This is a genomic window from Streptomyces speibonae (assembly GCF_984686075.1).
In genome coordinates, this window is the sequence record NZ_OZ480260.1 from 5,358,779 (window position 1) to 5,380,798 (window position 22,020).

Sequence of the window (22,020 nt, forward strand, 5' to 3'; positions counted from 1 at the left end):
GATGATTTCCGCCGCGGGGTGATTGTTTCCCCGGATCTGCGGGATGGTGGTCCATACCCCCTCCGGCTTCCCCTGCGGATTCCCGGAGTTGGGCCATGGCTCCACCGGCGGAGCCGACGAGGCTGAGAAGGGAGCGCGTGTGAGACGGCAACGACGGCACCACGGAACGACTCCCCGTACCACCCGACTGCTCGGATCGCTGCTGCTGGTCGTGGCGGCGGGGGCCGTCATGGTGGGAGCGGCCCCCGCGGGGAGCGACAGGACCGTCCGGGGCACCACGCCCGTCCCGCTGGACCGGGTGATCCCGGCGCCCGCCTCGGTGGCGCCGGGCGGCTCCCCGTACCGCGTCACGGAGAGCACCCGGATCCGGGTCGACGGCTCCGGCGAGGCCCGCCGCGTCGGCGAGTACCTCGCGGAGGTGCTGCGGCCCTCCACCGGCTACCCGCTGCCGGTCACCGACCAGGGCCAGGGCGGTATCAGCCTGCGGATCGCCGAGGGCCCCTACGGCAGCGAGGGCTACCGGCTGCACAGCGACCGCTCGGGCGTCACCCTCACCGCCGCCGGGCCCGCCGGGCTCTTCCACGGTGTGCAGACCCTGCGTCAGCTGCTCCCCGCGGCCGTCGAGAAGGACACCGAACAGCCCGGTCCCTGGCTGGTGGCGGGCGGCACCGTCACCGACACCCCGCGCTTCGGCTGGCGCGGCACCATGCTCGACGTCTCCCGGCACTTCTTCACCGTCGACGAGGTCAAGCGCTACATCGACCAGGTCGTCCTCTACAAGATCAACAAGCTGCATCTGCACCTCAGCGACGACCAGGGCTGGCGCATCGCCATCGACTCCTGGCCGCGGCTGGCCACCTACGGCGGCTCCACCGAGGTCGGCGGCGGCCCCGGCGGCCACTACACCAAGGACGACTACCGGGAGATCGTCCGCTACGCCGCCGCCCGCCACCTCGAGGTGATTCCCGAGATCGACATGCCGGGCCACACCAACGCGGCCCTCGCCTCCTACGCCGACCTCAACTGCGACGGCGTGGCGCCCCCGCTGTACACCGGGACCGAGGTCGGCTTCAGCTCGCTGTGCGTCGGCAAGGAGATCACGTACGACTTCGTGGACGACGTGGTGCGCGAGATCGCCGCGCTCACGCCGGGCCGCTACCTCCACATCGGCGGCGACGAGGCGCACTCCACCCCGCACGAGGACTTCGTGGCGTTCATGAAGCGGGTCCAGCCGGTCGTCGCGCGGTACGGGAAGACCGTGATCGGCTGGCACCAGCTGACCTCGGCGGACCCGGCACAGGGCGCGCTCGTCCAGTACTGGGGGCTGGACCGCACCAGCGGCGAGGAGAAGGAACGGGTCGCCGAGGCCGCGCGCAACGGCACCGGGCTGATCCTCTCCCCGGCCGACCGGTCGTACCTCGACATGAAGTACGACAAGAACTCCCCGCTCGGGCTGTCCTGGGCCGGGTACGTCGAGGTGCGGCGGTCCTACGACTGGGACCCGGGGGCGTATCTGCCGGGCGTGCCGGAGTCCGCGGTGCGCGGTGTCGAGGCACCGCTGTGGACGGAGACGCTGTCCGAGACCGCGCACCTGGAGTACATGGCCTTCCCGCGCCTGCCCGGCATCGCCGAACTCGGCTGGTCCCCGGCGGCCACGCACGACTGGGCGGACTACCGACAGCGGCTCGCCGACCAGGCTCCGCGCTGGGAGGCGCTGGGCATCGGCTACTACAAGTCGCCGCAGGTGCCGTGGTCGTGAGGTGACGGACGGCTCCCGGTCCACCGGGACCGGGACAAGGGCCCTTGAGACGGCGCGTGTGCCGTCTCAAGGGCCCTCTGCTGCTTCCTGGGCGGCCATGACCTCGTCGCCGTGCTCGAAGGCCATGCGCCGACGGCGTCGATGGGCGCCAGGAAGGTGCGGCCCAGAGGAGTGAGCCGGTACTCGACCCGTGAGGGCGCGGGGTGTTCCCGCCGGTCGACGAGTCCGTTGAACTGCAGCCGTCGCAGCGTCTCGGTGAGGACCTTGGAGCTGATGCCTCCGATCCGCTCACGGAGTTCGACCGGGCGCCTCGGGCCGTCGCGCAGGGACCAGAACACCACGGCGTTTCAGGTGTTGGAGAGCAGGTCGAAGGCGAGGCGGGCGCGGCAGTCGGCGAGGAAGGCGTCGGTCGTCACGTACCAAATGGTGCCCGAACGGCCTTCTAGCGTCGGTGTGAACGGTCGAAGCAGGCACGGAGAGGGGACGCGTGATGAGAATCGGCGTACTGGGCACAGGGAACATGGCCGACGCCCTCGCCACCCACTGGGTGCGGGCAGGGCACGAGGTGACCATCGGCGGACGGGACGTGCGCAAAAGGGAGCGGCTCGCGACGCACATCGGAGGAAGCGCGAAGCCCGCCGGTCTGCGCGCGGCGGCGGAGGCCGGTCAGGAAGCGGTGCTGGTCGCTCTGCCTTTCGGGGCAGGAGCGGACGTGGCACGTGATCTGTGCGTGTCTCTGGAGGGCAAGGTGCTCGTCGACTGCTCCAACCCGGTCGGGCCGGGCTTCCGGCTGCTGACGCAAGGCGGCCTCTCAGCCGCGCAGCGGCTCGCCGCGGCGGCACCGGGAGCCCACGTGGTCAAGTCCTTCAACCTCTGCCACGAGGACGTGTGGCGCATGCGGCCGCCCGTGTTCGACGGCCGGCCACTCTCCGTGCCGGTCTGCGGGGACGACGAGACGGCCCTCGCTCGCGTACGCGAGTTGGTGCGGAACGCGGGCTGCCGGCCCGTGTCCGGCGGCGGTCTCGAACGCGCCGGACTCCTCGAGGCGACCGCCGCGCTGTTCATCGCCCTATGGGGCGGCGAGGGAGCGGACGCCCAAGCGATCACACCTCCACTGGCCTACGCGGCCGGACCGAGCCACCAGGAACCGGAGGGGCACACGGCGGCTTCCCGTTAGGGATTCCAAGAGCCGCCCGTACTCAGGTTGTCCTCAGTGGGCGCATCATCGTGGCGTAGACCGGGGCGTCGGGAAACGGCTGCTGGTCCCCGGCGTTGCGGTATCCCCAGCTCTCGTACAGGGCCCTGACCTTGGGATGGCTCGATTCCACCAGAAGTGTGACGCGCTCCTCCGGACGGCCGGCCAACAGCTCCTCATGGACGCGGCGGGCGAGGCCCGTGCCGCGCCAGGGCCGGCGCACCATCAGCTCGAACAGGGCGAGGGTGCGCCGGCCGTCCTCGGCGGTCTGCTCCTCCGGCAGCGGTTCGAGCATGCCCGCCCACCAGGCGGAGCCCTCCGGGAGCGTGGAGGCGAAGGCGTACCCGGCCGCCTCACCTCCGTCGTAGGCGACGACGGCTTCCCATCCGGGCCGCGACGCGTATCCCTCCAGACGCTGCTCGAACCGCTCGACGGAAAAGAACGGGTCCGCGAGCTGATCGGCGTAGACCTCGGAGTACAGGGAGACCAGAGTGGGCCGGATGGCGGGAAACTCCTCCTGGCCGTAGCGGATGAGTTCGATGGTGTCGGCGGGCGCGGTCACGGGGCCTCCTTCGCCGTTCGGGTCACAGGGCGCGGGCACGTTCGTTCCACTCGCGGGCGATCGCTGCGCCGGGCGCTTTCATGTTGAGGGCGGAAGTGAAGGTGCCGAGAAGCCGGGGAACGCGGCCCGTCGGCAGAGTACCGGGCGGGGGGATCACCGCGGCCGCCGTGGCGGTCGCCTGTTCGAGATCGCCCTGGCCGAGCTGCGCCAGTGCGGCCTGAGCCGTGTAGTAGGCGCGATTGCGGTGCTGGTCGGCGCCAAGGGCGGCGAGGCACTGGCGGGCGTGGAATTCCGCCTCGTCGGAACGGCCGAGGCGGTAGTGGGTGATGCCGGTCAGGCCGTGGAGTTCGCCGTGTGTGTAGAAGCCCATGGAGACCGGTCGTGGCTGGGCGAGGTCGGCGCGATCGTAAGCGGAGGCTGCTCTGTCCAGGGCGCGCAGAGCCCGGGAGCGGTCGCCGGCACTTGCGGTCGCCAGAGCCAGACGAGCGTGGCTGAGGGAGGCGTACAGCGGGTCCCGTCGGTGGGCCGCGGTCAGCATGGCGGCCTCGGCGGCAGCGATGGCGTCGGTGTGACGGCCGCGTTGGTCGGCGAGCATGGCGGCGTACCGCCAGGTCTGGTGCTGGACTTGGCCGTCGCCGGAGAGGCCGGCGAGGGTGACGGCCTGTTCCATGTAGCGATGGGCGTCGTCGAGCCGCCCGGAGTCCACGGCGGCCCACAGGGCGGTTGCTGTGAAGGCGGCGGCGAGGGCATACAGGCGGCTGCGGACACGGCCGGTGGCGCTGCCGTTCTGCTGGAGCCCGAGTGTGCGCCGGATTTCGATGTTGGCCTGTTCCTCGAGATCGGCACCGCCGCCGTTCCTGTCGTCCTGCTCGTAGAGCTCTGCAAGACGAGAGCGGAGGCGCTGGACGTCGGCGAGGCCCACGGTGGGACGGACTGAGGCTCGCTGAGAAGTGGCAGCCGCGTGGGAGGTGGTGACGGCGACGGCGGTACCGGTTGTGACGGTTATGAAGGCGCGGCGGCGCACGGGGGCCTCCTGTGGTGCCGGGGCGGGAGCCGGCCTTCGGCCTCTGGGAATGAACCCGAGGCGGGTGGCGGGACACCCTGTGACGTTTTCCAGGGCCAGGCGCTGACGGTCCTGGGGCCATCGGTTCTCCCCCGACAACCAGCGGAACACGGTGCGTTCGGAGACGGCGCCACACCGACCCGTGAGCTGTTCCATGGCGTCGTTGACCAGCTCGGCCAGTTCGACAGCCGTGACCTGGTGATGGTGCATCCAGTCCGCGAGGCTCTGGTTCCTGCTCCGTGCCATGGGATCACGGTAGGCGCGGCGCGTACACCCACGTGAGGAAAGGGCCGGTCAATTCGTCAGGGTCGGCGCGAGCACGACCGCCCGTGTTCGTCATGCACATCGGCCTTGGCGCACCGGTTAGTTGGTGGTACGGCACGCGAGCACCCCAGAGGGACGCATCCGATGACCATGACCGCTGCATCCGCAGGACCACAGCGCTACCAGGAGCGCTACCCGGCGACACCCGAGGCCGCCGCCGGAGCACGCCGGGACATAGCGCTCGCGCTGAACATCTGGGGGCTGCCCCGGCTGATGGATGTCGCCCAGCAGATCGTCTCGGAGCTGGTGGCCAACGCGGTGGAGCACACCGGCACGAACACAGTCGGCGTCTCGATCACCCGGACCGGCGAGGAGTGCGTGCGGATCGTCGTCACCGACGCGTCGCGCGTCAGGCCCAACCCGGTCGCGCCCGCGCCGGACGACGAGCACGGGCGCGGTCTGTTACTCGTCGAGATGCTTGCCCACGCCTGGGGCTGTGAGCCGGTGGCCGACGGGAAACGGGTGTGGGCCGAGCTGCGCGCGGGCGGGGAGCGGTGAACGGGCGGACCACCACCGGCCTGCCGCACGTCGGCCGGCTCAGCCCACGGCAGCAGATGGCCATCGACTGTGCACGCTGCACCCGTCGGCTCGGGATGACCGGCCGGGTGTGGGGCGAGGTGCGGTGCCAAGGCCGGCTGTTCCGGCTATGGATCTGCACACCCGAATGTGCAACGCCTGCCCGCGGCGACAGCGCTGCCTGAGCAGCCTCCTCCTGCCGGAGACGCGAACACCCGGCACGAGGCGGTGCACCACCCGCTCCTACCCCGGCCGAACGGGCCCCTCGACGGGAGGAGCGGCCCGCAAGACCCTCGCCCCCTGTTCGGGTGGGCGAGGCGGACATCCGTCCGAGGAGCATCACGACCAAGGAGGCATGCATGCCCACGTCCACAGCCGTCGTCCCGTTCGGCGCCCGCGCCGAGCGAACCCCTTACACCGTGACCCTCGAGGAGGGTTCCTTCATGTATGACCCCGTCCGGCAGGTCAACGTCCTGACCGACGGCTCCGGCTCTCTGTGGAGCCGGTCCACCACCCTGGCCGGGAGTTGCACGAACACCAACCTGGACAGCAGGAACGACGACACCGCCGACCCGTACCTGATGCGATGACACAGCGTCTGTCCGGCGGCCCTGTGCTGGTCGTCACCAAGGAACTGGACCCCGCGGAGGACCTGGTGGTCGACGAGCTGGCGTTCCGGCGCGTGCCGGTGATGCGGTTCGACATGGGCGACTTCCCCTCGTCCCTGGGCCTGTCCGTCGAGCACGCCGCAGCGCCCTGGGCGGGGGTCATGGCCGACGGCCACCGCTCCGTGCGGCTGGAGGAGGTGCGGGCCGTCTACTACCGGCGGCCCCGCCTTCCTGCCGTCTCCGCGGAGTTGCGGGAGCCCCACCGCACGTGGGCGAACGAACAGGCGCTTGCCGGCCTTCTCGGCACGCTGTACGCGCTGCCGGTGACATGGGTCAACCGACCGGACGTCGACGGCCTCGCCTCGCACAAGCAAGGACAACTCCCCGTGGCGGCGGCCCACGGACTGCGCACACCCCGGACCTTGGTCACCACCGACCCGGAGGCGGGCCGCAGGTTCTGTCGCGAGGTGGGCGGGCGGGTGATCTGCAAGCCCCTGATGGGCGGACCGCTGGACTACCCGGACGGCCGCAGGGCCGGGGTTCCGACGCACCTGGTCGACCCCGACGACATCGACGACACCGTCTCCTTGACGGCGCACCTGTTCCAGGAGTGGGTGCCCAAGGCCCACGAGGTGCGGCTGACCGTCGTAGGGGCGGAGGTGTTCGCTGCCGAGATTCACGCGGGCAGTGACGCGGCCCGTGTGGACTGGCGCAGCGACTACGACTCGCTCACCTACGACGTGTGCAAAGTCCCGGACGACGTGCGTGCGGGCGTGCTGGGGTGGATGAAGCACTTCCGTCTCAACTTCGGCGCGTTCGACTTCGCCGTGACCCCGGCCGGGGTCTGGGTGATGTTCGAGTGCAACCCGTCCGGGGAGTGGTCCTGGATCCAGAACCGGACGGACCTGCCCATCGCCGCGCACATCGCCGACCTACTCGCCGGGGAAGGACCATGACCATCCACACGGAAGAGCGCGCCGCCGAGCTGCGCGTGGCACTGGCCGACGCCTTGGAGGCCGACGGGCAACTGACGGAACCGGCATGGCGGGAGGTGTTCGAAAGCGTTCCGCGGCATGCGTTCGTACCGGAGTTCTGGGCCCTCACCGACGGCGAGCAGCGGCATGTGACGGCCGAGGACCCGGACTGGCTCGCGCTCGCGTACAGGGACGACGCGCTGGCCACGCAGTTCACCGATGGCGTGGCCACCTCCTCCTCGACGGCGCCGGGCCTGATGCTCACCATGCTCCAGGCCATGGACGTCGCACACGGTCACCGGGTGCTGGAGATCGCAACCGGCACCGGATACAACGCCGCACTTCTGGCCGAGCGGCTGGGCAGTCACCAGGTCGTCACACTGGAGGTCGACCCGGTACTGGCACGCCTCGCCGAGTCACGGCTACGGCGCTGCGGCTACACCCCTCTCGTCGTCGCCGGGGACGGTCGCGAGGGATATCGGGATCGGGCGCCGTACGACCGGCTCATCGCCACCTGTGGCTTCAGCAGGATCCCAACAGCCTGGTTGGAGCAGGTCCGGCCCGCCGGCCTCATCGTGTGCCCGCTCGGCTGGGGCACGGTCCGCCTGGTCATCAGTGACGACGGCCGCGCCGAGGGCCGGTTCCTGCCCGCATCCTCCTACTTCATGGCTGTCCGCGAGGCCGGTGCCACCGGCGCCCCGGTACACCCGGGCAGGCCGGAGGCGACGAGCGGTCGGCTTACCGGCCTGAACCTGGCAGCCATTGCCGAGGACGAGGCGTTCCGCTTCGTACTGTCTCTCGTCGCGCCCGGCACCGCGTGTGCATTCGAGCGTGGTGACGACGGCGTGACGGCTCTCGAGCTGTGGGGCACGGACGGCGCGTGGGCGCGGGCCGAGGACGGCAAGGCACGGCAGGCCGGGCCGCGGCTGCTGTGGGACGCGGTGGAGGCCGCGTACGAGTTGTACGCCGACAACGGCCGACCCGGCCGGGAACGCTTCGGCGTCACCGTGACTGCCGCGGGGCAGCGCATCTGGCTCGACTCTCCCAGCTGCCCGGTGCCCAGCGTGTCTGTCACGGTCCTCTGAGACTCGCGGGCACATCAGGGCCCGATGACTCACCACCGATGCCGACGAGCGCCCCGGAGGACCGTACTCCGGGGCGCTCGTCCGTTCAGGGGTCAGAAGTCCGCGAGGGGGTTCTTCAGGGTGCCGATCAGCTGGAGGGCGCCGGACGGGTCCGCCAGGTCGACCATCTGCCGGTTGTCGCGGAGCTGGAGGCGGTTGAGGCAGGACAGCGCGAACTCCGGCGCGAACAGGTCGTACCGGGCGAACTTGTCGGCGAGTTCCGGCACCGACGCCTGGTACGCGCGGGTGACCTCCGCGACCGTGCCCCAGAAGGCGTCCTCGCCCAGGATCCCCTCCTCGGCGAGGTGCGCGGCGAGGAAGCGGAAGAAGCAGTCGAAGACGTCCGTGAAGACGGACAGGAGCTTGGTGTCGTCCGGGACCTCGACCCGGATGCGGGAGACCTCCGGCGGCAGCACCGCGTCCGGGTCCATCACCGCGATCTCCTCGGCGATGTCCTTGAAGACCGCCCGCCGCACCACGCCGTCCGCCAGGACCAGGATCACGTTCTCGCCGTGCGGCATGTACACGAGGTCGTAGGCGTAGAAGCTGTGCAGCAGCGGGACGTAGTACGCGCGCAGGTAGGCGCGCAGCCACTCGGCCGGGGCGAGGCCCGAGCGTGCGATCAGGGCGCCCGCGAAGGACTTCCCCTCGTGGTCGACGTGGACGAGCGAGGCCATGGTGGCGAGGGACTCGCCGTCCTCCAGGGACGGCACCGGGCTCTCCCGCCACAGCGCGGCCAGCATCTTGCGGTACGGCGAGTGGCGGTCCGTGGCCTGCTCGTACTCCAGGTGCCGGTAGCCCACGGCGGCCCGCTCCCGGATGACCGACAGTCCCGTCGACCGCAGCACCGGGTCGTTCTCGATCAGGCGGGCCAGCCAGTCGTTGATCGCCGGGGTCGCCTCCATGTAGGCGGCGGACAGCCCGCGCATGAAGCCCATGTTGAGGACGGACAGCGCCGTCTTCACATAGTGCTTCTCCGGGTGGGTCCGGTTGAAGAAGGTGCGGATGGACTGCTGGGCGAGGTACTCGTCGTCGCCCTCGCCCAGGCAGACCAGGTGCCGGCGGGCGATCTCGGCGGCGAAGGTGACGGACAGCTTGTTCCACCACTGCCAGGGATGGACGGGGAGCAGCAGGTAGTCGGCGGGGTCCAGGTCCTGCGCGCGCAGGACGGCGTGGAAGCCCTCGACAGTCTCCTCGCCCAGCTCCTGGCGGATGAACGACTCGTACGCGATCCCCGCGCCCGCCGTGAACGCGGCGCGCGAGCGGTGCGCGGCCAGCCAGACCAGCTTCACCGGGTGCGCCGTCTCCGGCGCGTACGCGTGGTACTCGTGCACGCCGAAGCCGAGCCGCCCGTTGTTGGCGACGAAGCAGGGGTGGCCCTCGGTCATGCCCGCCTCGACGGCCTGGAAGCCGGCGCCGGCCAGCTCCGCGACGGGGACCTGCGGCTTGGTGAGCTTGTAGCAGGTGCCGGAGAGGGTGGAGGAGATCTCCTCCAGGTACACCGGCAGGATGTCGTCGCCCAGGCCCAGGGACTTCTGCAGCTCGATGAAGAAGTCCAGCGCGGCGAGGTCGAGTTCGGTCTCGCCCCGGTGGCGGGTGATCGAGTCGGCGTCGATCACCCAGTGGTCCAGGGCGCGCAGCGTCGCCGTGAAGGTGTACCGGGTCAGGCTGTCGTCGCTGCGGACGACGTATCCGCCGTCGCCGGTGGCCTCCGGTGCGATGAGCCGCTCGTGGGCGAACTCGGCGAGTGCCTTGCGGATCAGCAGGCGGTTGGCCCGCGCCCAGCGGTGGGGGGACAGGTGCGCCACGGCGTCGGACAGGGTCATACGGAAACTCCTCGGGCGGCCTCGAACTGCGCGCGGGTGCAGAAGCTCAGCAGCGCGCGCTTCTCCGGCTTGTCGATCTCCCGCTCGGGTACGAAGCCCACGGCCTCGTTGAGCGCGTGCACGGCCTTGTTGCTCACATCAGGCTCGACCACCACCCGCCGGGTGGCCGGGTCGGCGAACAGCTCCTCCATCACGGTGGTGATGACGGCCCGGGTGAAGCCGTGGACGGGCCGCTCTGCCGGGGCGACCAGGAAGTGCATGCCGACGTCCCCGGGCTCGGGGTCGTACAGGCCTACGAGTTCGACGTACCGGGGGTCGTACGTCTCCAACAGGAAGGCCGGTTCGCCGTCGTGCAGGCCGAGGAAGGCGTGGTGGTGCTCGTGCGCGGCGATGCGCATGTACTCGCGCTCGACGTCCTGGAGCCGGGCGTCCCGCATCATCCAGAACGCCGCCTTGGGGTGGGTGACCCAGCGGTGCACCAGCTCGGCGTCGGTGAGCGGGTCCAGGGGGCGGACGGTGAAGGTGCCGATGCCCGTGCTGTTCCTGCCGCTCATTCTGCTCGTACCGCTCATACCGCTCATACCGCGAACTCCTGGAACGTGACGGTCTTTTCGACCGGGTAGTACTCGGTGCCGAGCAGCTCGCGGATGATGGAGGCGTTCCGGTAGGGGCCCATGCCCAGGTCGGGGCTGGTGATGCTGTGGGTGTGGACGCCGGCGTTCTGCAGGAAGATGCCCCGGCCGGTGACGTCGATGGCGTAGTTGCGGGCGACGTCGAAACGGCCGTGGCCGTCGAAGCGGAGCCGGTCGCGCACCGGGGCGAGGAAGGCCGGGGGCTCGTAGTGGTAGCCGGTGGCCAGCACCAGGCCCTCGGTGCGGATCTCGAAGTCCTTGTCCTGCTCGTCCTGGTGGAAGCCGAGCGTGTAGCCGCCGTCCTCGTAGCGGGCCGTGGTGAGCGAGGAGTTGGTGAGCAGCCGGGTGGCGACGCCGCGGCCGCCGCTCTCGACGTTCTTCTGGTACAGCAGGTCGAAGATCGCGTCGATCAGCTCCGAGTTGATGCCCTTGAACAGGCCCTTCTGCTGCTTCTCCAGCCGGTAGCGGGTGCCCTCGGGCAGCGCGCGGAAGTAGTCGATGTAGTCCGGGGACGTCATCTCCAGGGTCAGCTTGGTGTACTCCAGCGGGAAGAACCGCGGGGAGCGGGTGACCCAGTTCAGCTGGTAGCCGTGGACGTCGATCCCGGAGAGCAGTTCGTAGTAGATCTCGGCGGCGCTCTGGCCGCTGCCGACGACGGTGACCGACTTCTTCTTCAGCAGCTCCGCCTTGCGGTGCACGTACTGCGCGTTGTGGAAGAGGTCCCCGTCCAGTCCGCGGCAGGGCTCCGGCACGAAGGGCACGGTGCCGGTGCCGAGCACCAGGTGCCGGGCGCGGTACGTCGCCCCGCCGTCGGTCGCCACGGTGTACACCGCGTCGCTCTCGTCGTACGTCACCTCGGTGACCGTGGTGCCGAAGCGGATGCTGCTGAGCCGGCCGGCGGCCCAGCGGCAGTAGTCGTCGTACTCCACCCGCAGCGGGTAGAAGTTCTCCCGGATGTAGAACGAGTACAGCCGCCCCTTCTCCTTGAGGTAGTTGAGAAAGGAGTACGGCGACGTCGGGTCGGCGAGGGTGACCAGGTCCGAAAGGAACGGGGTCTGGAGATGGGCGCCGTCGAGGAACATCCCGGAGTGCCAGGCGAAGTCCGGCTTGGACTCCAGGAAGACGCCGGTGAGCTCGTCGATGGGCTCGGTGAGGCAGGCCAGGCCGAGGTTGAAGGGGCCGAGCCCGATCCCCACGAAGTCGAGGACGGTCTCCGGGGCTTCAGGAAGCGCGGTCAAGGGACTCTCCCAGGTACTGTTCGGCGTGGCCGGCGATCAGATCGAGGACGGCGCTGATGTCGGCCGTCGTGGTCTCGGGGTTGAGCAGGGTGAACTTCAGGTAGTGGCGGCCCGCCACCTTGGTGCCCGCGACCACCGCGTCACCGGAGGCGAACAGGGCCTTGCGGGCATGGAGGTTGGCGCGGTCGATCTCGGCGGGGTCGATGACGGCGGCCGGGATCCAGCGGAAGACCAGGGTGGACAGCCGCGGCTCGACCACGACGTCGAAGCGGGGGTCGGCGGCCAGCAGCCGCCAGCCCTCCGCGGCCAGGTCGCACACCTCGTCGAAGAGCCGGCCGATGCCGTCGGCGCCCATCACGCGCAGGGTCATCCACAGCTTGAGGGCGTCGAAGCGGCGGGTGGTCTGGAGGGACTTGTCCACCTGGTTGGGGATGCGCTCGGTCACCATGCGCCGCGGGTTGAGGTACTCGGCGTGGTAGGTGGCGTGCCGCAGTGTGGCCGCGTCGCGGACCAGCAGCGCCGAGGAACTGACCGGCTGGAAGAAGGACTTGTGGTAGTCGACGGTGACGGAGTCGGCGCGCTCGATGCCGTCGAGGCGGTCCCGGTGCTTGAGCGAGGCGAGCAGTCCGCAGCCGTAGGCGGCGTCGACGTGCATCCAGGTGCCGTGCTGCTCGCACAGGCGGGCGATCTCGGGCAGCGGGTCGATGGAGCCGAAGTCGGTGGTGCCTGCGGTGGCGACCACCGCCATGGGGACCAGGCCCGCCTCGGCGGCGCGCGCCAGCTCGCGGGCGAGGACGACGGTCCGCAGCCGCTTGTCCTGGTCGACGGGCACGGGCACCACGGCGTCGGGGCCGAGGCCGAGCAGCTTGGCGGACTTCTGCACGCTGAAGTGGCTGACCTCGGAGGTGAAGACGCGCAGTCGCCCCGGGTCGTTGGTCTTGGCCTCCTCGCGGGCCAGCAGCAGCGCCTGGAGGTTGGACTGGGTGCCGCCGGAGGTGAACACGCCGTCCGCTGCCGGGCCGAGGCCGATGCGGCCGGCCGTCCAGTCGATGAGTTTCCGCTCGATCAGGGTGCCGCCGGCCGACTGGTCCCAGGTGTCCAGGGAGGAGTTGACGGCGGAGAGCACCGCCTCGCCGAGCACCGCCGGGATGACGACCGGGCAGTTGAGGTGGGCGAGGTAGCGGGGATGGTGGAAGTAGACCGCGTCCCGGAGGTAGACGTCCTCCAGTTCGTCCAGCGCCGCGGCGGTGTCGAGCAGCGGCCGGTCGAGGTCGATCGTGTCGATGCGCGGGGCGAGGGCGTCGGCCGTGATGCCGGTGAACGGCCGGTCGGTGGAGGCGAGTTTGGCGGCCACCCGCTCGACTCCTTGCGTCACGGAGCGTCGGTAGTGCTCCGCGGTGGTGTCGTTGAGCAGGTGCGAGCGCATGTGGGGGTCCTCCGGTGGGGACGGTCCGGCGCGGAGAGCGGTTCCGCGGTGCGTTACTTAGGTTAGCCTAACCTAAGTAACGCGGATCGAGGTCTGCCACGGCCGTGACTGTGATCACTTCCGTGCCGGGGGTGACCGGGCGTCACATGCCGCTGAGCCGCCCCGGCTTCACCACCCGGGAGGCGAGGGGAACGGGGCGGCTGCGGCGGTGCCGGGGAGGGTCAGGCGACCTTCTTGGCCTTCTCGATGGCCTCGGCGAGGTTCTCCACCAGCGGGGCGCACTTGTCGTAGGACAGGATCGGCTCGGCGGAGCGCGGGACGACCTGGCTGGCCTTGACCGCGGGGAGCTTCTTCCAGGTCGCCTCGGTGATGTCCGCGGGCTGGATGGCCGAGGTGCGGTCGTCCATCATGATGAGGTCGGCCTGGTACTTGTCGACGTTCTCCCAGCTGAGGCTCTCGAACCAGCCGCCGCCCTGGGACTTGGCCTCCTCCGGCGGCTCGACGAAGTCCACGCCGAGGGCCTTGAAGTACTCCAGGTCCACCGAGAGGTTGGTGCCGGAGACGTAGAACAGCTCCGGGCTCGCGGAACCGGCCATCACCTTGATGCCGGGGTTGGCCTTGACGGCCTTGCGCAGCCGCTCCGAGGCCGCTTCGAACCGCTTCTTGGCCTCGGTGGCCTTCGCCGCCTTCATGTCGCCGCCGAGGGACTCGGCCAGCTCCCACATGCGCTGGAGCGGGGCGGTGAGCTGACGGTCGTAGACGGAGATGCCGACGCTCGGGGCGAGCTTGGCGATCTTGTCCTTGGACGCCTCGGGGACGTACCAGAGGGTGCCGGCGTCGTCGAACATCGTGGAGATCAGGACGTCGGGCGCGAGCGCCGCGTACTTCTCGACGTTGAACTGGTCCCAGACGTTGCCCAGGACGGTCACCTTGCTGACGTCCATGTCGCCGGCCTGGACGTCGGCCTTGCCGTCCTTGGTCTTCGTCGGGCCGAAGACGCCCTTGACCTCGATGCCGTAGTCGTACAGCGCGGCGGCCACGCCGGTGAAGGCCACGATGGTCGCGGGCTTCTTGTCGAGCTTCACCGTGGTGCCCCGGTCGTCCTTGAAGGACCAGCCGCCGGACTTGGCGTCGCCGGAGTCCGCCGAGCCGCCGCTGCCGGCGTCCTCGTCCCCGCACGCGGTGAGCACGGCGCCGAGGCCGAGGGCGCCGCCGGCGGCGAGCAGTCCCCGGCGGGAGAAGCGGGCGGTTCTGGCGTTCGACATGGGTGGATCTGCTTTCGTGCGTACGGAGCCGACCTTGGCTGGAATCACGCTTAGGTTAGCCTAACCTCATGATCTGTCCAGGGCCCGGGGGTTCCGGACCGGGGGTGAGATTCCCCGGCCGGTGCTTCGCGCGGTAGCTTTCCCGGGCGTGCCGCGGGAGTTCCGGCGCGTGGGGAGGACGGTGCGGAATGCGTACGGTGGAGAGCTGGTCCCGGGTGATGAGCCTGCTCCGGGAGCACGCCCCGGCCGATCACGCGGAGCTGCCCGGACCGGCCACGGAGGAGACGCTCGCGGCCGCCGAGGCACGGATGGGTGTCCCGCTCCCCGGGGACCTGCGGGCGTGGCTGCTGCGGAACAACCTGGACCTTCCCGAGGAGGACGCGGACGACTACGTCGCGGCGTGCGGCTTCGACGGGTTCCCGGACGAGGGCAGCTTCTTCCTCGGCATCCGGGCGATGGAGAAGCTCCACGCCAATCACGCGATGCCCGGCGGGATCAACCCACCGGACCAGCCGGACAGCCCGTTCTGGCGCAACGAGTGGGTCCCGTTCGTCTCGGACCAGGACGGCTGGGTGGGACTCTTCGTCGACGGCCGGGACGGGAGCGTCGGCCGGTGGTGCGTGGGGGACATCTCCACGACCGGCACGTACCCCTCCCTGGCCGACTACTTCGACTCCGTGGCCGACACGCTGACGAGGATCGCCGAGGGCAGCCACCCGACCTGCTCCGTCGCCGAGGGACGCCTTCTGTGGGCGTGAACCTGGGCGCCAGGGCACCGGAGCCGGGGCTCTGCGACGCGCCGGTGAGCGGTGGGCGCCGCCTCGGCGCCGGGCCGCCGATCGCGGCCTGAGCCGCCGGCCGGACCCCGCTCACGTGCGGCGCCGGAGAAGACGGCCGGTGGCCGGACCGGCCCCTGAGCGGGGACCGGTCCGGCCGCCGGGCCGCACGGGGTGAGACCGGGTCAGCCCGCCAGGCCCAGCTCACGGGCGATCAGCATGCGCTGGACCTCGCTCGTGCCCTCGCCGATCTCCAGGATCTTCGAGTCGCGCCACATACGGGCCACCGGGTACTCGTTCATGAAGCCGTAGCCGCCGTGGATCTGGGTGGCCTCACGGGCGTTGTCCACCGCGACCGTGGAGGAGTACAGCTTCGCCAGCGCCGCCTCCTTCTTGAACGGCTCGCCCGCCACCAGGCGGCTCGCCGCGTCCCGCCACGCCAGGCGGGCCGTGTGCGCCTTCATCTCCATGTCCGCGATCTTGAACTGGATCGCCTGGTTGGCGCCGATCGGCCGGCCGAAGGCGTGCCGCTCCTTGGCGTACTTCACCGACTCGTCCACACAGCCCTGCGCCAGGCCCGTGCCCAGCGCCGCGATGGCGATGCGGCCCTCGTCCAGGATCCGCAGGAACTGGGCGTAGCCGCGCCCCTCCTCGCCCAGCAGGTTGGCGGCCGGGACCCGCACGTCCTGGAAGGACAGCTCGCGCGTGTCCGAGGCGTTCCAGCCGACCTTCGAGTACGGGGCCGCCACCGTGAAGCCCGGAGTGCCGGACGGGACGATGATCGACGAGATCCGCGGCCTGCCGTCCGCCGTGCGGCCGGTGACCGCCGTGACGGTGACCAGGCCCGTGATGTCCGTGCCCGAGTTGGTGATGAAGCACTTGGTGCCGTTGACCACCCACTCGTTCGTCGCCTCGTCCAGCCGGGCCGTCGTGCGCGTCGCGCCCGCGTCACTGCCGCCGTCCGGCTCCGTCAGCCCGAACGCGCCCAGGATCTCGCCGGAGCACAGGCGGGGCAGCCACTGGCGCTTCTGCTCCTCGGTGCCGAAGAGGTGCACCGGCATCGCGCCGAGCGAGACACCCGCCTCCAGGGTGATCGCCACGGAGGAGTCCACCCGCGCCAGCTCCTCCAGGGCGACGCCCAGGGCGAAGTAGTCGCCGCCCATGCCGCCGTACTCCTCCGGGAACGGCAGGCCGAACAGGCCCATGCGGCCCATCTCCCGCACGATCTCGTAGGGGAACTCGTGCCGTTCGTAGAAGTCACCGATCTTCGGCGCCACCACGTCGTGCGCGAACTCCTCGACCGTACGGCGGAGTTCTTCCAGTTCGGGGGAGAGCTTGTGGTCCATGGTCGTTCACTGCTCCTGGTGGGAGAGGGCTCGTACGGTGCGGGACGGGCTGGGTCGGCCCAGGTGGGCGGCCATCCAGACGCTCGTGGCGACGAGACGGCCGAGGTCGACCCCGGTGTCGATGCCGAGGCCCTGCAGCATCCACACGAGGTCTTCGGTGGCGAGATTGCCGGTGGCGGACTTCGCGAACGGGCAGCCGCCCAGTCCGCCGGCGGACGCGTCGACGGTGGCGACGCCCCGCTGGAGCGCGGCCAGCGTGTTGGACAGCGCCTGGCCGTAGGTGTCGTGGAAGTGCACGGCCAGCGCGGACACCGGGACGTCCGCCTCGCCGAGCGCGGTGAGCAGGGCCGTCACATGGCCGGGGGTCGCCACGCCGATGGTGTCGCCCAGGCTCAGCTCGTCGCAGCCCATGTCCAGCAGCGCCCGGCACACCCGCACCACCTGGGCGAGGGGGACCGCGCCCTCCCACGGATCGCCGAAGCACATCGAGAGATAGCCGCGGACGTGCACGTCCCGCGCCTTCGCCCGCCGCACCACCGGCTCGAACATGGCCAGCGACTCGTCCACCGTGCGGTTCAGGTTGGCCTTGGCGAAGGACTCCGTGGCACTGGCGAACACCGCCACCCGCCGGGCGCCCAGCGCCAGCGCGCGGTCCAGGCCGCGCTCGTTGGGCACCAGGACCGGCAGCGACACCGGCAGGCCGGACACCACCGGGTACAGCTCCTCGGCGTCCGCCAGCTGGGGCACCCAGGCGGGGTGGACGAAGCTGGTCGCCTCGATCGTGGTCAGGCCGGTGGCGGCCAGGCGGCGGACGAACTCCGCCTTCACGGCCGTCGGGACGGTCGCCTTCTCGTTCTGCAGTCCGTCGCGGGCACCCACCTCGTGGATCCGCACCCGCGCGGGCAGGCCCTCGGCCGGTACGGCCATCGGCAGGCCCAGTTCCGCAGCGTTCATGCCGTCTCCTCCTCCACGGGGGCGATCACGGCGAGCACCTGGTCCATGGCGACCGTGGTGCCCGGCGACACGTCCAGTTCGGTGACCGTGCCGGCGTGCGGGGCGGAGATGACGTGCTCCATCTTCATCGCCTCCACCACCAGCAGGCTCTGGCCCGCGCTCACCTCGTCGCCGACGGCGACCTTCACCACCGTCACCGTGCCCGGCATCGGCGCGGTCAGCGAGTCGGCGCCCGCCTGGGCCGCCCGGGTGAGGGACGCTTCCACCGGGTCGTGGTCGCGCACGTGCCAGGCGTCGCCGTCCCGGCCCAGCCAGGTGCCGTCCGGCGCGACGGCGAAGGTGTGGCTGACGCCGTCGAGCGCGAACGTGCACCGGTGCCCTTCCCGCGGTCCGACGGAGCCCCGCACCGGGGCGCCGGCGCCCGGCAGCAGCACCTCCGTGCCGCCGTCCGGGGTGCTGCGCACGCGCACCGTCACCGGGTCGTGGCCGGGCACCCGCAGCGGGTGCGCCGTCCAGGCACGCTCGCCGCCCAGGCGCCAGCCGTCGGCGGCGGCGAACGGGTCCGCCCAGCCGGGGCCGCCGGCGGGCGCCAGGGCCGCCTGGCGCAGCAGCGCCGCCGCCGCGTACGTCGCGGCCGGCACGTCGTCCGCCACCAGGTCGTCCGCCTCGCGTTCCACCAGCCCGGTGTCCAGGTCACCGGCGGCCACCGCCGGATGGGCCAGCAGCCGCCGCAGGAACCCCGCGTTGGTCCGCACGCCCAGCGTCACCGTCTCCGCCAGCGCCGCCCGCAGTCTGCGCAGCGCCGTCGCGCGGTCGGGGCCGTACGCGATCACCTTGGACAGCATCGGGTCGTAGAGGCTGCCGACCTCCGTGCCCTCGCTCAGCCCGGAGTCGGTGCGCACACCGTCGCCCTGCGGCTCGTGGAGCGCGAGCACCGTGCCGCCGGAGGGGAGGAAGCCGCGCGCCGGGTCCTCCGCGCACACCCGGGCCTCGACCGCGTGGCCGGTGAGGTGGATGTCGTCCTGCCCGAACGGCAGCGGCTCGCCCGCCGCCACCCGCAGCTGCCACTCCACCAGGTCGAGACCCGTGACCAGCTCGGTGACCGGGTGCTCCACCTGGAGGCGGGTGTTCATCTCCATGAAGTAGTACGACGACGGGTCGCTGCCCGGAACGATGAACTCCACCGTGCCCGCACCCCGGTAGCCGCACGAGCGGGCCGCCTGCACCGCCGCCTCGCCCATCGCCGCCCGGGTCTCCTCGTCGAGCAGCACACTGGGCGCCTCCTCGATGATCTTCTGGTGGCGGCGCTGGAGGGAGCACTCGCGCTCGCCCAGATGGACCACGCCCCCGTGCCCGTCGGCCAGTACCTGGATCTCGATGTGCCGGGGGCGGTCGATCCACCGCTCCACCAGCAGCGTGTCGTCGCCGAACGACGCGCGGGCCTCGCGGCGGGCCGCGGCGATCTCGTCGGCCAGCGCCGAGGCGTCCCGCACCAGCCGCATGCCCTTGCCGCCGCCGCCCGCCGACGGCTTCAGCAGCACCGGCACGCCGATCTCCCGGGCCGCCTCGGTGAGCTGTGCGTCGGTCAGCCCGCTGCCGCTGGAGCCGGGCACGACCGGCACCCCGGCCGCCCGCACCGTCTCCTTCGCGCGGATCTTGTCGCCCATGAGGGCGATCGCGTCCGCCGGGGGCCCGATGAACACCAGCCCGGCGTCCGCGCACGCCCGCGCGAACCCGGCGTTCTCCGCGAGGAAGCCGTACCCCGGGTGGACCGCCCGGGCGCCGGTGCGGCGGGCCGCCTCCAGCAGCCGCTCCACCGACAGATAGCTCTCGGCGGCCGGCGCCGGGCCGATCCGCACCGCCGTGTCGGCCTCCCGGACGTGCCGGGCGCCCGCGTCCGCGTCGGAGTACACCGCCACCGAGCGCACGCCCAGGGACCGCAGGGTGCGGATGACGCGGACCGCGATCTCCCCCCGGTTGGCCACCAGCACCGTCTCGAACATCTGCTCAGTCATCGTCAGGGGTCCCCTCACATCCGGAAGACGCCGAACTGAGGGTCGCTCAGTGGCGCGTTGGCGCACGCGGTCAGGGCCAGGCCCAGGACCTGCCGGGTCTCCATCGGGTCGATCACGCCGTCGTCCCACAGGCGGGCCGTCGCGTAGTAGGCGTTCCCCTGCCGCTCGTACTGGGCGCGGATCGGTGCCTTGAAGGCCTCCTCGTCCTCGGCGGGCCACTGTTCGCCGCGTGCCTGAAGCTGGTCCCGCTTGACGGTCGCGAGGACGGAGGCCGCCTGCTCGCCGCCCATCACCGAGATCTTGGCGCCCGGCCACATCCACAGGAACCGGGGGGAGTACGCCCGGCCGCACATCGAGTAGTTGCCCGCCCCGTACGAGCCGCCGACCACCACCGTCAGCTTCGGTACGCGCGTACAGGCCACCGCGGTGACCATCTTGGCGCCGTGCTTGGCGATGCCGCCCGCCTCGTAGTCCCTGCCGACCATGAAGCCGGAGATGTTCTGCAGGAACACCAGCGGGATGCCGCGCTGGTCGCACAGCTCGATGAAGTGGGCGCCCTTCTGGGCGGACTCGGAGAACAGGATGCCGTTGTTGGCGACGATGCCCACCGGGTGGCCGTGGATCCGGGCGAAGCCGGTGACCAGGGTCTGCCCGAACTCCGCCTTGAACTCCTGGAAGCGGGAGCCGTCGGTGATCCGCGCGATGATCTCCCGGACGTCGTAGGGGGTGCGGGAGTCGACCGGCACCGCCCCGTACAGCCCGGCGGGGTCCACCTTGGGCTCGGCGGCCTGCTCCACGTGCCAGGGCAGGGCTCCCCGCGCGGGGAGCGTGGAGACGATGTTCCGCACGATGCGCAGGGCGTGCGCGTCGTCCTCCGCGAGGTGGTCGGTGACGCCGGACACCCGCGCGTGGACCTCGCCGCCGCCCAGCTCCTCCGCCGTGACCACCTCACCCGTGGCCGCCTTCACCAGCGGCGGGCCGCCGAGGAAGATCGTGCCCTGGTTCCGGACGATCACCGCCTCGTCGCTCATCGCCGGGACGTACGCTCCGCCCGCCGTGCAGGAGCCGAGCACCGCCGCGATCTGCGGGATGCCGGCGCCGGACATCCGGGCCTGGTTGTAGAAGATCCGCCCGAAGTGGTCCCGGTCCGGGAACACCTCGTCCTGCATCGGCAGGAAGGCGCCGCCGGAGTCCACCAGGTAGACGCAGGGCAGCCGGTTGTCGAGGGCCACCTCCTGCGCGCGCAGGTGCTTCTTGACCGTCATCGGGTAGTACGTGCCGCCCTTGACGGTGGCGTCGTTGGCCACGACCACGCACTCCCGGCCGCTCACCCGCCCGATCCCGGCGATCACGCCGGCCGCCGGCGCCTGCCCGTCGTACATCCCGTCGGCGGCCAGCGGGGCCAGCTCCAGGAACGGCGAGCCGGGGTCGAGGAGGGTGTCCACGCGCTCGCGCGGGAGCAGCTTCCCGCGCGCGGTGTGCCGCGCCCGCGCCCGCTCGCCGCCGCCGAGCGCCGCCGCGGCCAGCTTGCCGCGCAGCTCCGCGACGAGCGCGCGGTGCGCCTCCTCGTTGGCCCGAAAGGCCTCCGACGCGGGATCTGCCGCGCTGTGAAGCTCCGGTGCCTCATGCATCCTGCGGGTCCCCTCACCTTGTTAATGAGCGTTAACGCATTTCCTTCAGGTTAACGACCGCTAACCTCCCTGTCTAGAATCGTCTTCATGGCCACCAGAACCGACGCCCCCACCCGCCGCGAGCAGATCCTCAAGGAGGCCGCCCGGCTCTTCGCCGAGCGCGGCTTCCACGGTGTCGGTGTCGACGAGATAGGCGCCGCGGTCGGCATCAGCGGACCCGGCCTCTACCGGCACTTCGCGGGCAAGGACGCGATGCTCGCGGAGCTGCTGGTCGGGATCAGCGGCTCGCTGCTGACCGGTGCCAAGCAGCGCCTGAAGGAGGCCGGCGGGGTGGACCCCGAGGCGGTTCTCGACTCGCTGATCGAGGGGCACATCGACTTCGCGCTCGACGACCGCCCCCTCATCACCCTGCACGACCGGGAGCTGGACCGCCTCCGGGACAGCGACCGCAAGCTGGTCCGCCAGCTCCAGCGGCAGTACGTCGAGCTGTGGGTGCAGGTGGTGCGCCGGCTCTACCCGGAGCTGGCCGAACCGGCCGCCCGCTCGGCCGTCCACTCGGTGTTCGGCCTGCTCAACTCCACCCCGCATCTGGCCCGCCCCGGCTCGCTCCCCGGCCGGGCGACGACGGCCGCGCTGCTGCACCGGATGGCGCGGGGGGCGTTCGCCGCGGCGGGGAACGCGCCGACCCCGCGGGAGTGACGAGCGTTACGGACCGTCGGCTCTGGACGGCCACGGATACTCGCCGGTACCTTTGATCTGAGCAAGCGCTTAGACATGCCAAGGTAC

Annotated in this window: 19 protein-coding genes and 1 pseudogene; 8 read left to right on the forward strand and 12 right to left on the reverse strand. The window is 71.2% G+C overall.

The features are described 5' to 3' along the window. Positions 1-139 precede the first annotated feature (139 nt). Positions 140-1,759 carry a beta-N-acetylhexosaminidase gene (locus AC5L3C_RS24195; protein WP_493650804.1) on the forward strand — a complete coding sequence of 540 codons (1,620 nt, stop codon included), beginning with the start codon at positions 140-142 and terminating at the stop codon, positions 1,757-1,759. A 66-nt stretch (positions 1,760-1,825) separates the two neighbouring features. On the opposite strand, the pseudogene AC5L3C_RS24200 reads toward AC5L3C_RS24195, so the two are convergent. Further along, a pseudogene (locus tag AC5L3C_RS24200) lies at positions 1,826-2,175 on the reverse strand (winged helix-turn-helix transcriptional regulator). A gap of 74 nt (positions 2,176-2,249) precedes the next feature. Here AC5L3C_RS24200 and AC5L3C_RS24205 point away from each other — a divergent pair. After that, the gene (locus tag AC5L3C_RS24205) at positions 2,250-2,936 is read left to right on the forward strand and encodes an NADPH-dependent F420 reductase (protein WP_493650805.1); all 687 of its coding nucleotides are present in this window, start codon (positions 2,250-2,252) and stop codon (positions 2,934-2,936) included. A 22-nt stretch (positions 2,937-2,958) separates the two neighbouring features. Here the strand turns inward: AC5L3C_RS24205 and AC5L3C_RS24210 are convergent, their stop codons facing one another. Both AC5L3C_RS24210 and AC5L3C_RS24215 read right to left on the reverse strand, forming a co-directional pair. Continuing rightward, complete coding sequence (locus tag AC5L3C_RS24210; RefSeq protein ID WP_493650806.1) at positions 2,959-3,516, reverse strand: GNAT family N-acetyltransferase; 558 nt, start codon at positions 3,514-3,516, stop codon at positions 2,959-2,961. A gap of 22 nt (positions 3,517-3,538) precedes the next feature. After that, entirely contained in the window at positions 3,539-4,825 is a 1,287-nt protein-coding gene (locus tag AC5L3C_RS24215) for an NsdA family TPR-like regulatory protein (RefSeq protein ID WP_493650807.1), read from the reverse strand. A 168-nt stretch (positions 4,826-4,993) separates the two neighbouring features. Between AC5L3C_RS24215 and AC5L3C_RS24220 the strand changes: the two genes are divergently transcribed. From AC5L3C_RS24220 to AC5L3C_RS24235, 4 genes are all read left to right on the forward strand, one after another. Continuing rightward, on the forward strand, positions 4,994-5,401 hold the full coding sequence (locus AC5L3C_RS24220; protein ID WP_493650808.1) for an ATP-binding protein: 408 nt from the start codon (positions 4,994-4,996) through the stop codon (positions 5,399-5,401). 377 nt (positions 5,402-5,778) lie between these two features. Beyond that, a complete protein-coding gene (gene tgmA, locus AC5L3C_RS24225; RefSeq protein WP_493650809.1) occupies positions 5,779-6,009 on the forward strand; it encodes a putative ATP-grasp-modified RiPP in 231 nt (76 codons plus the stop codon). After that, positions 6,006-6,983, forward strand: coding sequence for an ATP-grasp ribosomal peptide maturase (tgmB, locus tag AC5L3C_RS24230; protein ID WP_493650810.1), 978 nt, complete (start codon positions 6,006-6,008; stop codon positions 6,981-6,983). The genes tgmA and tgmB overlap by 4 nt, the downstream gene beginning before the upstream one ends. Then, a complete protein-coding gene (locus AC5L3C_RS24235; protein WP_493650811.1) occupies positions 6,980-8,086 on the forward strand; it encodes a methyltransferase domain-containing protein in 1,107 nt (368 codons plus the stop codon). The genes tgmB and AC5L3C_RS24235 overlap by 4 nt, the downstream gene beginning before the upstream one ends. 92 nt (positions 8,087-8,178) lie before the next feature. Here the strand turns inward: AC5L3C_RS24235 and AC5L3C_RS24240 are convergent, their stop codons facing one another. The 5 genes from AC5L3C_RS24240 to AC5L3C_RS24260 form a co-directional block, all read right to left on the reverse strand. Beyond that, positions 8,179-9,951 carry an IucA/IucC family protein gene (locus AC5L3C_RS24240; RefSeq protein WP_493650812.1) on the reverse strand — a complete coding sequence of 591 codons (1,773 nt, stop codon included), beginning with the start codon at positions 9,949-9,951 and terminating at the stop codon, positions 8,179-8,181. Beyond that, the gene (locus tag AC5L3C_RS24245) at positions 9,948-10,523 is read right to left on the reverse strand and encodes a GNAT family N-acetyltransferase (protein ID WP_493653999.1); all 576 of its coding nucleotides are present in this window, start codon (positions 10,521-10,523) and stop codon (positions 9,948-9,950) included. Before AC5L3C_RS24245 ends, AC5L3C_RS24240 begins: the two co-directional genes overlap by 4 nt. Positions 10,524-10,528: 5 nt before the next feature. After that, on the reverse strand, positions 10,529-11,821 hold the full coding sequence (locus AC5L3C_RS24250; protein WP_493650813.1) for a lysine N(6)-hydroxylase/L-ornithine N(5)-oxygenase family protein: 1,293 nt from the start codon (positions 11,819-11,821) through the stop codon (positions 10,529-10,531). Next, positions 11,805-13,247, reverse strand: a complete 1,443-nt coding sequence (desA, locus tag AC5L3C_RS24255; RefSeq protein ID WP_493650814.1) for a lysine decarboxylase DesA — start codon at positions 13,245-13,247, stop codon at positions 11,805-11,807. The genes AC5L3C_RS24250 and desA overlap by 17 nt, the downstream gene beginning before the upstream one ends. Before the next feature lie 221 nt (positions 13,248-13,468). After that, the gene (locus tag AC5L3C_RS24260) at positions 13,469-14,512 is read right to left on the reverse strand and encodes an ABC transporter substrate-binding protein (RefSeq protein ID WP_493650815.1); all 1,044 of its coding nucleotides are present in this window, start codon (positions 14,510-14,512) and stop codon (positions 13,469-13,471) included. A gap of 188 nt (positions 14,513-14,700) precedes the next feature. On the opposite strand from AC5L3C_RS24260, the gene AC5L3C_RS24265 reads away from it, so the two are divergent. Beyond that, on the forward strand, positions 14,701-15,270 hold the full coding sequence (locus AC5L3C_RS24265; protein WP_493650816.1) for an SMI1/KNR4 family protein: 570 nt from the start codon (positions 14,701-14,703) through the stop codon (positions 15,268-15,270). A gap of 203 nt (positions 15,271-15,473) precedes the next feature. Here the strand turns inward: AC5L3C_RS24265 and AC5L3C_RS24270 are convergent, their stop codons facing one another. The 4 genes from AC5L3C_RS24270 to AC5L3C_RS24285 are packed head-to-tail and all read right to left on the reverse strand — an operon-like array spanning position 15,474 to position 21,234. After that, entirely contained in the window at positions 15,474-16,634 is a 1,161-nt protein-coding gene (locus tag AC5L3C_RS24270; RefSeq protein ID WP_125506343.1) for an acyl-CoA dehydrogenase family protein, read from the reverse strand. 6 nt (positions 16,635-16,640) lie between these two features. Beyond that, complete coding sequence (locus AC5L3C_RS24275; RefSeq protein WP_493650817.1) at positions 16,641-17,588, reverse strand: hydroxymethylglutaryl-CoA lyase; 948 nt, start codon at positions 17,586-17,588, stop codon at positions 16,641-16,643. Continuing rightward, complete coding sequence (locus AC5L3C_RS24280; RefSeq protein ID WP_493654001.1) at positions 17,585-19,591, reverse strand: acetyl/propionyl/methylcrotonyl-CoA carboxylase subunit alpha; 2,007 nt, start codon at positions 19,589-19,591, stop codon at positions 17,585-17,587. The genes AC5L3C_RS24275 and AC5L3C_RS24280 overlap by 4 nt, the downstream gene beginning before the upstream one ends. Before the next feature lie 26 nt (positions 19,592-19,617). Further along, positions 19,618-21,234, reverse strand: a complete 1,617-nt coding sequence (locus AC5L3C_RS24285) for a carboxyl transferase domain-containing protein (protein WP_125506345.1) — start codon at positions 21,232-21,234, stop codon at positions 19,618-19,620. An 87-nt stretch (positions 21,235-21,321) separates the two neighbouring features. Here AC5L3C_RS24285 and AC5L3C_RS24290 point away from each other — a divergent pair, with 87 nt between their 5' ends. Then, positions 21,322-21,933, forward strand: coding sequence for an SACE_7040 family transcriptional regulator (locus AC5L3C_RS24290; RefSeq protein ID WP_493650818.1), 612 nt, complete (start codon positions 21,322-21,324; stop codon positions 21,931-21,933). The last annotated feature ends 87 nt before the right edge of the window (positions 21,934-22,020 follow it).

Excerpts from the sequence above, each read along its gene's own strand:
- AC5L3C_RS24205 (WP_493650805.1), top strand. The coding sequence starts at position 2,250 with ATGAGAATCGGCGTACTGGGCACAGGGAACATGGCCGACGCCCTCGCC.
- AC5L3C_RS24215 (WP_493650807.1), bottom strand. The coding sequence starts at position 4,825 with ATGGCACGGAGCAGGAACCAGAGCCTCGCGGACTGGATGCACCATCAC.
- AC5L3C_RS24220 (WP_493650808.1), top strand. The coding sequence starts at position 4,994 with ATGACCGCTGCATCCGCAGGACCACAGCGCTACCAGGAGCGCTACCCG.
- tgmA (WP_493650809.1), top strand. The coding sequence starts at position 5,779 with ATGCCCACGTCCACAGCCGTCGTCCCGTTCGGCGCCCGCGCCGAGCGA.
- tgmB (WP_493650810.1), top strand. The coding sequence starts at position 6,006 with ATGACACAGCGTCTGTCCGGCGGCCCTGTGCTGGTCGTCACCAAGGAA.
- AC5L3C_RS24235 (WP_493650811.1), top strand. The coding sequence starts at position 6,980 with ATGACCATCCACACGGAAGAGCGCGCCGCCGAGCTGCGCGTGGCACTG.
- AC5L3C_RS24240 (WP_493650812.1), bottom strand. The coding sequence starts at position 9,951 with ATGACCCTGTCCGACGCCGTGGCGCACCTGTCCCCCCACCGCTGGGCG.
- AC5L3C_RS24245 (WP_493653999.1), bottom strand. The coding sequence starts at position 10,523 with ATGAGCGGTACGAGCAGAATGAGCGGCAGGAACAGCACGGGCATCGGC.
- desA (WP_493650814.1), bottom strand. The coding sequence starts at position 13,247 with ATGCGCTCGCACCTGCTCAACGACACCACCGCGGAGCACTACCGACGC.
- AC5L3C_RS24260 (WP_493650815.1), bottom strand. The coding sequence starts at position 14,512 with ATGTCGAACGCCAGAACCGCCCGCTTCTCCCGCCGGGGACTGCTCGCC.
- AC5L3C_RS24265 (WP_493650816.1), top strand. The coding sequence starts at position 14,701 with ATGCGTACGGTGGAGAGCTGGTCCCGGGTGATGAGCCTGCTCCGGGAG.
- AC5L3C_RS24270 (WP_125506343.1), bottom strand. The coding sequence starts at position 16,634 with ATGGACCACAAGCTCTCCCCCGAACTGGAAGAACTCCGCCGTACGGTC.
- AC5L3C_RS24275 (WP_493650817.1), bottom strand. The coding sequence starts at position 17,588 with ATGAACGCTGCGGAACTGGGCCTGCCGATGGCCGTACCGGCCGAGGGC.
- AC5L3C_RS24280 (WP_493654001.1), bottom strand. The coding sequence starts at position 19,591 with ATGTTCGAGACGGTGCTGGTGGCCAACCGGGGGGAGATCGCGGTCCGC.
- AC5L3C_RS24285 (WP_125506345.1), bottom strand. The coding sequence starts at position 21,234 with ATGCATGAGGCACCGGAGCTTCACAGCGCGGCAGATCCCGCGTCGGAG.
- AC5L3C_RS24290 (WP_493650818.1), top strand. The coding sequence starts at position 21,322 with ATGGCCACCAGAACCGACGCCCCCACCCGCCGCGAGCAGATCCTCAAG.